The sequence below is a fragment of the Sodalinema sp. genome (assembly GCF_046483825.1).
GTDB lineage: Bacteria > Cyanobacteriota > Cyanobacteriia > Cyanobacteriales > Geitlerinemataceae > Sodalinema.
The window spans coordinates 1-12,543 of sequence record NZ_JAWOCL010000125.1; the positions used below are offsets into that span (position 1 = coordinate 1).

Below are 12,543 nucleotides of genomic sequence, written 5' to 3' on the forward strand. Positions count from 1 at the left end.
CAAATAACCCGGCACTGACGGCAATATCAACAATATCAGCCATGAATTCTTACCTCATGTATTGGTTAATTTTTAAGCCAATGGTATCAATAAGTCTAACAGGGATTCCGGCGTCAGAAATTCTCACTCATTCAAACTGACTTGAGGCATCAGTAACATCACCCGTTGACTGTCCACCACCATCGTCCAAAAGCCCTCATTGCTCAAGCGTTGCAATAGTGCATTGGCTTCTGTCTCATCACGGCTGTAGCCCACCAACAGATAGGGACGTTGTCCATAGGAGACTAACCCCACTGTGCGATTCGTGGCCCGTTGCACTTGACGGGCCACCTGGGGTTGATTGAAGTAATCGACGAGAACCGCATATCCCTCGTCTAATGGCTGGGGATTATAGCCTCTCGTGGGGCTGGTGACGGCAATTTGCGGCAGGGGCTGGGCTTCCGGGGCGCGATTTGACGAGATGGGTGCGGCGTCGTCCTCTACGGGGATATAGACCGGTAAATCGCCAGTATCGCCGTCGGGGGCGGGACCCTCAACACTGTCGTCGGGAAGGTTCGCTGGGGGCAAATCCCCTAAACTGATCTCTAAATCGACGCCCTCATCACGACGATCGCCTGTCCTTGAGGTGTCCGGGGCTGACGCTGAAGTGGAGTCAGAGTCTCGGGCCGCCGTGCGATCGCCGCTCGATGTGGCCGAAGACGACCCCCCACCGGCGGGGCGGGCCTCGATGATCTGAACTTGTGGCAGATTCAGGGAACTCGATGAGGTTGGCCCTGAGGTTGGCCCCGAGGTTGGGGTCGAGGGACCAGCATTGTCCGCCCTGGGGGGACGAGTGACAAAAGCATTTAAGCCCGCTTCCTCCGTGATACTGCGGGCTAGGGCGGACGCCTCCTCTTGGCCGGAAAATCCCTGAATCCGTAACACCACTTCATCGAGATAGGTGCAGGGTTGAGCCTGGAACTGACTCGGCAGAAGACTCCCCACAACGGCCAGGTCGTCATTGCCTTCAGGTAGCACTAACACCAGAAATTCCCCCGCCTGAGGGGGCGCACAGGCGGCGTATTGCCCGATCGCCTTCGGCAGTCGTCCTAGGCCCCCGAGCCAACCCAGGGCGATCGCAACCGACATGACCGTTGTAAGGGGATGAGGAAAACGCATGGGCTGTTGGTTGAAATGGGGTTGACAAATGATGCGATTGATGTATCACTCTCCCCCATCCTGACCTAAGCTTGAGCGAGAGAGGCGAGGGGATCGGGGATACTCTCCGAGGGGGCCTCAAACTGACCCGTTAGCACATATTCTAACCGCAGTTTCAGCCAGGTAATGAACTGGCGATCGCTAGACACAATCGCCACGGAGGGTTGCGGACATTTTTCCTTCGCCGCCGCCAAATGGGGCGCTTCGAGAAACGCCGGTTGTTTCACCAACCAGAAATCAATCTCCTTTTCCCGTTCCTGGTAATTGCGGACTCGTTCCTGAAGCACCTCATCGAGAGGTTCTTCGTCTAACAGGAATTTCTGGCTGGCAGCCACATAGTAGTAAGTTGTCATGGTCAGTCGAAAGGAATCGTTAGAGATAGTACGGCAGTTGCAATATCAAATCATACCGCCGTGAAACACTTTAGGGAAATTAAGTGTTACAGTTCGCGACGAATCGCCTGTTTCATCTCCCGCACGGCTCGCTCAATGCCCACCAACGCCGCCCGCGCAATAATCGTATGGCCGATATTGAGTTCCTCCATCCCCTCAATACAGGCGACAGGATAGACATTGAGATAGGTTAAGCCATGACCCGCATTCACCCGTAACCCCAACTCACGGGCGATCGCACAGCCAGTCCGCAACACCTCAAGCTCCTGTTGGCGCTTAATCTCCGTTTTGGCTTCAGCGTAACAGCCCGTATGCAGTTCAATAAACTGAGCCTGAGTGGCAGCCGAGGCCTGAATTTGCTTGGGATCGGCGTCAATAAACAGACTCACAGGAATCTCAGCCCCCTGGAGACGGCTCACCACCTCCGTAAGGCGATCGCAACTCCCATCGACATCCAATCCTCCCTCCGTCGTCACCTCCTCCCGCTTCTCAGGAACCAGAGTGACATAATCAGGTTTGAGATCCAGGGCGATGGCCACCATCTCCTCCGTGGCCGCCATTTCTAAGTTCAAATGGGTACTCACCGTTTGTCGCAACAGATAGACATCGCGATCCTGAATATGGCGACGATCTTCGCGCAGGTGGGCCGTAATCCCATCGGCCCCTCCTAACTCCGCCAACACAGCCGCCGCCACGGGGTCCGGTTCCGTCGTCCGTCGCGCCTGTCGAATGGTTGCAATATGGTCGATATTGACGCCAAGGGTAATCAAGCTCGGTTCTCTCCTGGTGGTATCATGCTCAACGTTCAATATTCTACGTCGTTGTCTCCTGTTTCTTCTATGACCCCAACGGTTTTAGGTCTCGACGGTGGCGGTAGTAAAACCCGCTGTTTGGTCGTGGACGCCGCCGGAACCATCTTGGGGCGAGGGGAAGCCGCCGCCTCGAACTATCAAACCGTCGGCGGGGAAGCGGCCTATCACGCCATCCTCGATGCGATCGCCGCCGCCACCGCTCACCAGTCCCTCACCATTCGGGCCGTCACCCTCGGTTTAGCCGGAGTGGGCCGGCCTCACGACCAACAGATTGTTCACGATTGGCTGCAACTCCTACAACAAGATAGCCGCTTGCCCCTCACCTGGGATTTACATCCTCGGGGGGTGCGGATTTGTCCCGACTGCGAAATCGCCCTGGTGGGGGGATTAGGGGGAGACGTGGGCCTGGCCACGATTGCCGGAACCGGGGCGATCGCCTATGGTCGCAATGACAGCGGCCAGGTGGCCCGGTCCAGCGGCTGGGGCTATCTCCTCGGCGACGAAGGCAGTGCCTATGACATTGGCCGTCAGGGATTGCGGGCCGTGGTACGGGCGGCTGACGGGCGATCGCCTCAAACTCAACTCAGCCTCGCGATTTGTCAACATCTCGGTTTAGACGGGGTTCAGGACCTCGTGAGGCGGGTCTATGACCCCGATTGGCTGCCCCGAGATATGGCGAAATTAGCGCCGGTGGTCGATCAGGTCGCTCGCTTGGGAGATGCCGTCGCGACAGGGATTCTCCATGAGGCGGCCGCTGAGTTGGCGATCGCCAGCCGCAGTGTCTATCAGCAATTATTTCCCCCCAACCATGCCGTCGAGTTAGTCACCCTGGGGGGAACTTGGCAAAGTCAGGGGCAACTCAGACGACGGTTTCAACAACAGATCACCGAGTCTTGTCCGCAAATTCAGGTCGTTGCGCCTCGTCATGAGGCGGTTTATGGTGCTGTTTGGCTGGCGGGGCGATCCATTGGCTGGCAATCAGAGACTTTCCCGCCAAGCTTTGCTACGATGACGAAGGGGATTTGAGAATCTGTCTCGATGCACTCATTGAGAGCATGACGCGAGCATCAAGCGATCGTTCGGGCAGAGTTCACACCCCAACGTAGAACTTTCGGAGGTAGGCACGAAGGCGTGGAGCATTCCAACGACTTCAATTTGACTCTTTTCCGTCAGGTCCTTGAACAATCTGGGACGGCGATCGCCTTGTTTAATCGGGATCTCAAGTCGGTCCTCTGGACTCAACCCTGGCAAGACATCTGGGCGGTTGACCCCTATGCGGGCCAGCCGTACTCTGAGTTGGTTCCCCAGGCCCCTCCCGCCTGGCAAGCAGCCTATCGTCGCTGTCTTGATGGATTCCCCAGTTCTTGTCCGCCCCACTGGCTGAAATTGGGAAATGGCGATCGCTGTTGGCTACAGGAAAAACTCTCTCCTTGGCGAGATGAACGCGGCGATCTCGCCGGAATTATCGTCCAGACTGACGTCTTAAAGACGGCCGAGGCGATCGCCCTCAACTGGACAACTGTGTTTGAAAATAGCCCCGATCTCCATTGTCTCATTGACCAAAAGGGCATTCTCAAACACGTCAACCCCGCCTGGCAAAAGCATCTCGGCTATTCTCCTCAAGACATACAACACACCTGTTCCTTCAGCTATCTCCATCCCGACGATCTCGACGCGACCCGCACCGCCTTAACACAGCTAACCGCCAACACCCCGCTACGGCTGGAAAATCGCTATCGTCATCAGGATGGGTCCTACCATTGGTATCAATGGACTCTCGTTGCCCTAGAGGATCATGAACATCTCTATGCGATCGGTCGTCTTCTCGCCAGTATCCCCGCCTCAGACGAGTCCGCAGACCCCGACCAGGCTCAGGTTCAGCAACTCTCACAAAGCCTCTCGGATACCCTCGATGAGTTACGACAAACCCAACTGCAACTGGTTCAAACCGAAAAAATGTCCAGTTTGGGGCAGTTGGTGGCCGGGATTGCTCATGAAATTAACAACCCCGTAAACTTTATTTATGGCAACCTAGTTCACGCTAAAGAATACACTGAGGATATTCTCGGCTTACTCGAACTCTATCAGCAGCATTACAGCGACCCTAACCCAGAAATCACGGAAGAAGCGGAATCCATTGATATTGAATTTTTGCTCGATGACTTGCCGCAACTGCTGAGTTCTATGATGGTCGGGGCAAATCGCGTTAAGGAAATTGTCAGTTCGCTGCGGAACTTCTCACGTCTCGATGAAGTGGAAATGCGGCTGTCTGATCTCCATGAAGGACTCGATAGCACTCTAGTGATTCTACAAAATCGCATCAAGGCTAAACCGAATCGCCCCGAAATTATCATTGATAAGTCATATCAGGAGTTACCCAAGGTCGAATGCTTTACGGGGCAGATGAACCAGGTTTTTATGAATATCGTCAGCAATGCCATTGATGCCCTTGATGAACGAGATAAAGATCGCAGTTATCAAGAGGTCGAAGCCCAACCTAGCAGCTTAACCTTGACAACGGTTTGTAATCCCGATAACACGGTAACAATTCGCATCGCAGATAACGCCGCTGGGGTTTCGGAGTCCGTTCGTCAACAAATTTTCAAGCCCTTTTTTACAACCAAACCGGTGGGAAAAGGAACGGGGTTAGGACTTTCAATTAGTTATCAAATTATTGTTGAAAAACACAAAGGAACCTTGGAGTGTCAGTCAACTCTAGGAGAAGGAACCGAGTTTATTATCACGATTCCCATCTCCCACAGTTCTTCAGACTCCCAAGACTCCTAATGTAGCTAGATGTAAGCTAACTAGCTAACTGTGAAGTTTGGCCGTTACCGTGACTAGGGCTTTTCCGAGGTCACGAATCGCTGCATCTTGGTCAGAATCGGTTAAATTTCCTTGGTCATCAAAGGCTTGATAAGACCCCGAAATGGTCTTTTGTTGCGGAATGACCGTAACTCCGATATTTTGCAGAATATCTCGCACATGAGCTAAACCCCGTAATCCCCCCATTCCACCGGGAGAGGTGGCCATTAAGGCGGCGACTTTACCCCGAAAACAGGTCAAAGACAGAGGTGGTTCTCCTTCTTCGGGGCGGGAGGCCCAGTCGATGGCATTTTTCAGTAGGGGGGTAATGGAACTGTTGTATTCCGGTGAGGCAATCAGCAAGCCATCATGGGCTTTGAGGAGTTTCTTGAAGGCTACAACCGTCTCAGGAAAGCCCTCTTTGGCTTCTAAGTCTTGGTTATACAGGGGCATGGGATACTCCCCTAAGTCGATGGTTGTCACCTCCGCCCCCGCCGCCTCGGCACCCTGGGCGGCAATTTTGACGAGGGCTTTGTGAAAGGAACCTTGGCGAGAACTTCCGGCAAATGCGAGGATTTTGGTCATGGGGGGAGAAGGGAACAGGGAACAGGGAACAGGGAACAGGGAACAGGGAACAGGGAACAGGGAACAGGGAACAGGGGGGAAGAGGGCAATCGGTATAACTCACCCTTAACCTCTCCGGTGGAGGGGAGAGATATCTTAGGGCTTACTCCTGGGGTTGCCTTCTTTTGGCAAAATGTCTATGCTTTTGGTTGCCTGTTTAACTCGGGGTTACAAAACTACTTTCAAGACGACATGAAGCTATCACAAAAATCACTCATTGTCAACTTCACACTCTGGATCTTTAATTATCTCAATCGTTCTAAAATGCGTTGAATCGTGGAGGCATCTGGGGCATCTGGACGGAGGGATAAATAGCGTTCTAGGTCTTGCGTGGCGGCGATCGCACGACCGGATTGGTAGTAAATTAAACCGCGATCGCGTAACTCTAACACCGCATTAGGGGCTAACAACAAAATCCGTTCAATGGCGGCGAGTGCCTGACTCATCTCTTGCTGAGAAATATAGACCGCCTTCAGGTTCATCAACATCCGTACCAAGATATCCCGAGAGGTGACGGGTTCGAGAAACTCGGGCTGAAGCATCACTGGCTTACCATAAATTTCGCTCAGTCGTCGTTCACAATCAGCAGGAAATAAGATTTCTCCAGCATTGAAGGCATCGACAAAAATACCGGCATCCTCAAAATCAGGGCGAATCAGAAAATGGCCCGGCATTCCAATACCCACCATCGGAAAGTCCAGTCGTTTGGCGAGTTCTAAATAGACCACCGACAAACTAATCGGAATGCCAACCCGACGCTCTAATACATCATTGAGAAAGCTATTTTTCGGGTCGTAGTAATTATCGGTATTGCCGCGAAACTTGAGAGTTTCAAATAAATACTCATTTAAAGCATTGATGACGCGCAACGGATAGCGTTCCTGGGGCAGATTTTTGGCGACTTCAGCGGCATGGTGGTCTAAGCGTTGGCTATAGTGGTCAATATCTAACTCAGGATACTCCTCTAAGGCAATACAGAGGGCCGCTTTGCCTAAGTCGATGGGATTCTGATTGATTTCTTGATAAAATCGCTGCCGAGATTGAGAAAATTCCATAGTATTGAGAGTTTATGGTTGATGTTCTATGGCTGTTGTTTTAAGAACCTCAGCAACGTTTCAATAAACGGAGTGGGTTCAACTAAAAATGCCCAATGATTGCCGGGAACGTCACAAACTTGGAGATGTTTAAGATAGCGATAATAGGGTTTCAGTTGCCATTGAGTGCGATTCAGGCCCCCCTCAGGCTTAATCAACAAGGTTGGAACCGTCAGGGGTTCAGTTAAACCATCGACAACCATGACATCTTCAAAAATGCCATCTCGGGCCGCTGTCGTGAATTTACTACCCCAGGTTCCATCGGCCTTTTGTTCGAGGCTGTCTTCAAAAACCTGTTGTTGATGTTCACTCCAACCGCGATATTGTTTGAGGGTTTTCGCTTGGGTAACGGCGGCGTCATGGGAGGGAAAGGGTCCCATGGCTTGTAGGAAGGGTAACACGCGGTAGAGCAGGGGAAAGGTCACTCGTGACCATTTGGGAATTTTGCCGATAAAGAAAGGATCGACGAGAATGGCACTGCGGAACTGCTGGGGATGCTGACGCATCCAGATGGGGACGACTTTTCCAGTCCAGGAATGACCGAGGATATGGGCGGATTCATAGCCGAGGTGCCTCAGAAGTGCCTGTAAATCGCTGATAATGGTCTGACAGTCATAGCCTTGAGGGGGTTTGCTGCTGTCACCATGGCCCCGTAAGTCGGGGGCGATCGCCCGGAAACCGGCCGCAGCTAACGCCTCGCCCACCGGTTGCCAAACTCCGGCATGATCGGCTAGGCCATGCAGTAATAGGATCGGTTCTCCTGTCGCTGCACCCCAGTCGAGATAAGACAGGTGCAAATCGCTTGCAGACAGTGGCAGGGTGTGACGGACAGCCATAGGCAGAGGAAACCAAAGGGCAGTGATAGGATGAGACGAGTGCCGTTACATCGTCGTTAGATTAGAAGGGTTATGGATTCTGTTAAGGATAAAATCGTTCTCGTCACTGGGGCAAGTAGTGGGATTGGCACCGCTTGTGCCAAACGCTTTGCTGAAGCCGGGGCCAGGTTGATTGTAGCAGCCCGTCGCGGCGATCGCCTCAAGGCCTTGGCCAGCGATCTGCATCGTCATTGGGGAACGGCGGTTCATTGTCTCAGCTTAGATGTCCGCGATCGCCACGCCGTGATAAGTCAATTAACACAACTTCCCGCAGATTGGCAAGCTGTTGATATCCTCGTTAACAATGCCGGACTGAGTCGAGGCCTCGATAAACTGCAAGAGGGCGATCTCGATGACTGGGAGGAAATGATTGATGCTAACGTCAAGGGATTGTTGTATGTGACGCGGGCCATTGTTCCCGGTATGGTTGAACGTCAGCGAGGACATATCCTCAATATCGGGTCCATCGCCGGCCGTCACGCCTATCCACGGGGTAATGTCTATTGTGCCTCCAAAGCGGCGGTGCGAGCGATTACTCAAGGCTTAAAACAGGATTTGTTGGGAACGCCGATTCGCGTCAGTGAAATTGATCCCGGCTTAGTCGAAACCGAGTTTAGTGACGTTCGCTTCCACGGCGATCGCCAGCGGGCCAGTGAAACCTATCGTGGCTTAACTCCCCTCACCGGCGAGGATATTGCGGATCTCGTTTGGTTTTGTGCCACTCGTCCGCTTCATGTCAACATTAGCGAAATGCTAGTGGTTCCCACGGATCAAGCGACAGCCACCCAAGTCTATCGCCGTTAAGTCTGCTTGACGTCTGCTTGAAGATAAAGAAATCATAATTATTGTGGCTAAACTTGTATTTAACGCCACAAGGGAGGGGGCAGTTGATACAATATCAAGCTGCATCCTCCCTAAGACTTACTGACTATGACAAGCGATAAACGATACGTTCTGGCCCTGGATTTAGGAACGACTGGAAACCGGGCGATTCTCTTTGATCGTGATGGTGAAGTGGTTGGACAATCCTATAAAGAATTGAAACAGTACTATCCTGAACCGGGTTGGTTGGAACATGATGCTACCGAAATTTGGCAAGATACCCTCGGCTGTGCTGAAGATGTTTTAGATGATGCCAATGTCACGGCGAAAGAGATTGCGGCTATTGGGTTAACGGTACAGCGAGAAACCTGTTTACTCTGGGATAAAAATACGGGGCGGCCACTTCATAAAGCCATTGTTTGGCAGGATCGTCGCACGGCTCCTCTGTGTAATGCTCTCCGTCGCCAAGGGAAATCTGAGTTAATTCAAGAACGCACGGGATTGGTTCTCGATTCCTATTTTTCGGCAACCAAATTAGTTTGGCTCCTCGATTGGGTGCGAGAACGTCGTCCACAAATCGATTTTGATAACATTATTGCCGGTACGATTGATTCTTGGGTGTTGTGGAATTTGACGAATCGCCAAGTTCACGCGACGGATAGTAGTAATGCAAGCCGGACCATGTTGATGAACTTGGAACGGGGGGATTGGGATGAGGATTTGCTGAATTTGTTTGGCATTTCTCCTCATATGATGCCTGAGATTAAACCCAGTTTAGGAAAGTTTGGGACGACGGATTTGTTCGGCGATGAGATTCCGATTATGGCCATTTTTGGCGATCAGCAGGCGGCGTTGTTTGCTCATGGCTGCGATCGCCCCGGTTTGTTGAAATGTACTTACGGAACCGGCTGTTTCCTGATTGCACAGGCGGGGACGGAGGTGGCGCGATCGCAAAATCAACTCCTCTCCACGATCGCCTGGAGTCAGGGAAATCGCTCTCATTACGCTATGGAAGGAGCGATGTTTACGGCGGGAGCTTGTATTCAATGGCTACGAGATGGCTTGCAATTGATCGCCAGCGCGGCGGAAACGGAAAATCTGGCCCGACAAGCTCAGGGAAACAATGGGGTGTATTTTGTGCCAGCCTTGAGTGGGTTGGGAGCGCCTCACTGGGATATGAATGCGCGGGGATCGTTCCAGGGAATTACCGGCGGGGTACGCGGTGAGCATATGGTGCGAGCGGTATTGGAGGCGATCGCCTATCAAGTTAAGGAAGTCGTCGATGCGATGAATCGTGATTGTGAGGATGTCGTCACACGGCTCAAAGTCGATGGCGGCGCCTCGCAAAATGACTTCTTGATGCAGTTCCAGGCGGATTTACTGGGGATTCCTGTGGAACGGCCCAAAATTCTCGATGCAACGGCTCAAGGTGCGGCGTTTGGTGCTGGATTGGTGAGTGGCTTTTATGATAGTTATGAACGCCTGATCGGACGACGACAAATTGATCGGGTGTTTGAACCCAGTGAGAATGCGCCCCAGGTGCAAGAACAGTATAAAATCTGGCTCAAGGCTGTTGAACGGGCCAAACATTGGATTGAGTCAAACTAGAACTTGAGAACCACACTGGATCAGATTTGACTTCAAAAATGGTATCAGTTCCATTAAATAAGCCTAGAACAGTGCTTGACAACCGTTCTAGGCTTTGTTTTAATTGGTGAAATTCAACGACTTACGCCTGTTCTTCGAGAGGAGTGATTTGCAGGCGATCGCAACCAATGGAGTCCGCCAGTACGGCACTAGCCATCGCACCACTATAGACTTCAAGTTGCCCTTGTTCGTAGGCTTCAAAAATTAATCGTTGTCCAGGAAAGACAACTCGCTCAAAATACCAATTGGGGATGTTAGAAATGCGGACAACCTGAACTTTTCCCGTTCGATTGGTGTAATAGCAGAGAATGGGGGTCTCTTTAAGAGTAGCCACATTCGGAGTAGAAGTCATTGCAATCGTCATTGTTATTATCTAGCGGATTTATAGGGGAACGGCGTTAGATCAGATTCTCTCAAAAATTTTGGCGACGCCGGGTGGCGATCGCCCCGTGAATCATGTGTTTGTTAACATACCCCTATTTTAACGGGGATTAGTAGATCTCGCTATGTTTATTAAAGCTCAATTTCCCCGGATCACGCATCTACCTTAGGGGTGAACTTGGCTTATGCCGGGGATTTTAAGGAGATCGCTCGGCTTAAGATCCCCGGCGGTAATCATCTTAAAGTTCTCCGGGACTCTCCGGGGCGATCGCTTCCCCCGGAGAAGGTCGCAAATCGTCAAAATTGAGGAGATCACTGAATTTTTCCAGAGTAATTCCCTTATTCTGAGCAGCTTCTTGTAATGCCGCCATAAAACGCTCAGAATCCGAACCATAGCCACAGTGTTGGGTCGCGGCTTCTAGGCCTTCCTTAGCATTAGCCTGAGCGCAATTGAGCAAATCTATATCCGTCAGAGGGGTCGATTCCATAATCAAAACTCCTAAAATCACTATCTTCTCTAGGCTATCGCAATTAGGCAAGAGGCCAGAGGGAGAACCCATCCCAACCCTGACTCGGAGAACTCACCTCAAGCGATTGTGTCCACCAGAAGTGAGAGGATGCGTCTGCATCTCGTCCCCTCCAAGACGATTACCAATTGAGCCAAACTAATCGCTCCAAGGGGGCCGGAGCGCGATCGCCATCCCGGCCGAGTTGAGGATAGATATATTGAACCCGCTCAGCATTGGCCGGCGTACAAAGTAAATAGCCCGTCGTCGGTCCTTCACCGGGGAAACAGTCCAACTGATCCAAATTCGGGGTTTCCGCCCAAGTCATTCCCACCCGGACGCCGCCTGGGCCGGTAATGGTGCGATCGGTGATGGTGATGCGTTGAATACCCGCCTCAGGACGATTCGGGTCTAGGGGATCAAGTTGCGCCACCCGTGTCTCGCCCTGATAGACGTCAAGAGTGGGGTAGGACTCCCCCTCACGGGAGATCTGCCCCGTTTCCACCTGATACCCCGGTAGCAAGGCTTGGATGCGATCGCCGTCGAAGGGAGTCTCGACACCAATCTCCCCCCAACCCGCATTCGTCAGTGGAGGCGCCGACGACTCAACCGAGTCCTGAACCTGGCTGACCCGGGCCGATTCACTCTCCTGGGGTTGGTCCTCCCGGGTCTGAGTTGGGGTCTGCGTGGCGCAACCCGTGATTAAAACTACAGCCATTAGACTGACTTGGGTAGGGAGAAGTTTGGCAGCCATTTGACATCCTCCCACGCTAATTCAAAGAATATAGCGTGGGATTCCCACCATTACTGATGAGGTTTCCTCTTTCTGCGACTCGACTTACCTTGAGGAGTTTCCCCACCAAGGCAGAGGTCGATGTCTCCAGAGGCGTTAATTCCCGTATGCCCTACGGTACATAATCCTAATTCAAGGATGTTAATAGCTGCATTATGATCTCTATCAGCAACAAATCCACAATGGGGGCAGCGGTGGGTTCTCGTTGACAGAGATTTCTTGACCTTCTCCCCGCAGTTAGAACAACTTTGGCTCGTGTATTGAGGAGGAACAGCAACTGTTGCCACCCCGAACACCTTACCGAAATACTCCACCCACTGGCGGAACGTTGACCAGGCCGCATCGGAGATCGATTTAGCGAGATTATGGTTTTTTACCAAATTTCGCACCCTCAAGTCCTCATAGGCGACCAAGTCGTTAGACTGGACGACGCACAATGCCGTCTTGACGGCAAAGTCTTTACGTTGCCGACTTACCTTGAGGTGCTTTCTCCCTAATCGATTTCTAGCTTTCTGTCGATTCTTAGACCCTTTCTGGGTTTTAGACAATCGACGTTGAAGGCGCTTAAGCGCTTTCTCAGACTTTCTGAGATATC

At 52.0% G+C, this 12,543-nt stretch carries 13 protein-coding genes and 1 pseudogene; 4 read left to right on the forward strand and 10 right to left on the reverse strand.

What is annotated here, in order from left to right; genetic code table 11:
• Positions 1–123: 123 nt before the first annotated feature.
• The 3 genes from R6U67_RS08060 to R6U67_RS08070 form a co-directional block, all read right to left on the reverse strand.
• The gene (locus R6U67_RS08060) at positions 124–1,158 is read right to left on the reverse strand and encodes a hypothetical protein (protein WP_410252067.1); all 1,035 of its coding nucleotides are present in this window, start codon (positions 1,156–1,158) and stop codon (positions 124–126) included.
• 65 nt (positions 1,159–1,223) lie between these two features.
• The gene (locus R6U67_RS08065; RefSeq protein ID WP_410252068.1) at positions 1,224–1,550 is read right to left on the reverse strand and encodes an MgPME-cyclase complex family protein; all 327 of its coding nucleotides are present in this window, start codon (positions 1,548–1,550) and stop codon (positions 1,224–1,226) included.
• An 86-nt stretch (positions 1,551–1,636) separates the two neighbouring features.
• Positions 1,637–2,359, reverse strand: a complete 723-nt coding sequence (locus R6U67_RS08070; protein WP_087709789.1) for a pyridoxine 5'-phosphate synthase — start codon at positions 2,357–2,359, stop codon at positions 1,637–1,639.
• 69 nt (positions 2,360–2,428) lie between these two features.
• On the opposite strand from R6U67_RS08070, the gene R6U67_RS08075 reads away from it, so the two are divergent.
• Together R6U67_RS08075 and R6U67_RS08080 are read left to right on the forward strand one after the other, a co-directional pair.
• Positions 2,429–3,427, forward strand: a complete 999-nt coding sequence (locus tag R6U67_RS08075) for an N-acetylglucosamine kinase (protein WP_410252069.1) — start codon at positions 2,429–2,431, stop codon at positions 3,425–3,427.
• 105 nt (positions 3,428–3,532) lie between these two features.
• On the forward strand, positions 3,533–5,188 hold the full coding sequence (locus R6U67_RS08080) for an ATP-binding protein (protein WP_410252070.1): 1,656 nt from the start codon (positions 3,533–3,535) through the stop codon (positions 5,186–5,188).
• A gap of 24 nt (positions 5,189–5,212) precedes the next feature.
• On the opposite strand, the gene R6U67_RS08085 is transcribed toward R6U67_RS08080, so the two are convergent.
• From R6U67_RS08085 to R6U67_RS08095, 3 genes are all read right to left on the reverse strand, one after another.
• Entirely contained in the window at positions 5,213–5,791 is a 579-nt protein-coding gene (locus R6U67_RS08085; RefSeq protein WP_410252071.1) for an NADPH-dependent FMN reductase, read from the reverse strand.
• Between the two features lie 284 nt (positions 5,792–6,075).
• Positions 6,076–6,885, reverse strand: a complete 810-nt coding sequence (locus tag R6U67_RS08090; protein ID WP_410252072.1) for a SirB1 family protein — start codon at positions 6,883–6,885, stop codon at positions 6,076–6,078.
• Between the two features lie 26 nt (positions 6,886–6,911).
• The gene (locus R6U67_RS08095; RefSeq protein ID WP_410252073.1) at positions 6,912–7,760 is read right to left on the reverse strand and encodes an alpha/beta fold hydrolase; all 849 of its coding nucleotides are present in this window, start codon (positions 7,758–7,760) and stop codon (positions 6,912–6,914) included.
• A gap of 72 nt (positions 7,761–7,832) precedes the next feature.
• On the opposite strand from R6U67_RS08095, the gene R6U67_RS08100 reads away from it, so the two are divergent.
• Positions 7,833–8,603 (forward strand): SDR family oxidoreductase, encoded by a 771-nt coding sequence (locus R6U67_RS08100; RefSeq protein ID WP_410252074.1) that lies wholly within the window; start codon positions 7,833–7,835, stop codon positions 8,601–8,603.
• Positions 8,604–8,729: 126 nt separating this feature from the next.
• Positions 8,730–10,229, forward strand: coding sequence for a glycerol kinase GlpK (gene glpK, locus R6U67_RS08105; RefSeq protein WP_410252075.1), 1,500 nt, complete (start codon positions 8,730–8,732; stop codon positions 10,227–10,229).
• Between the two features lie 145 nt (positions 10,230–10,374).
• On the opposite strand, the pseudogene R6U67_RS08110 reads toward glpK, so the two are convergent.
• From R6U67_RS08110 to R6U67_RS08125, 4 genes and pseudogenes are all read right to left on the reverse strand, one after another.
• Positions 10,375–10,620 (reverse strand): annotated as a pseudogene (locus tag R6U67_RS08110) (DUF1830 domain-containing protein); the annotation flags it as partial.
• 268 nt (positions 10,621–10,888) lie between these two features.
• Positions 10,889–11,137, reverse strand: a complete 249-nt coding sequence (locus R6U67_RS08115) for a hypothetical protein (protein ID WP_410252076.1) — start codon at positions 11,135–11,137, stop codon at positions 10,889–10,891.
• 160 nt (positions 11,138–11,297) lie between these two features.
• The gene (locus R6U67_RS08120) at positions 11,298–11,873 is read right to left on the reverse strand and encodes a DUF1131 family protein (RefSeq protein WP_410252077.1); all 576 of its coding nucleotides are present in this window, start codon (positions 11,871–11,873) and stop codon (positions 11,298–11,300) included.
• A gap of 86 nt (positions 11,874–11,959) precedes the next feature.
• Positions 11,960–12,543, reverse strand: a 584-nt coding sequence (locus R6U67_RS08125) for an RNA-guided endonuclease InsQ/TnpB family protein (RefSeq protein ID WP_410252078.1), incomplete at its 5' end; no start/stop codon positions are given.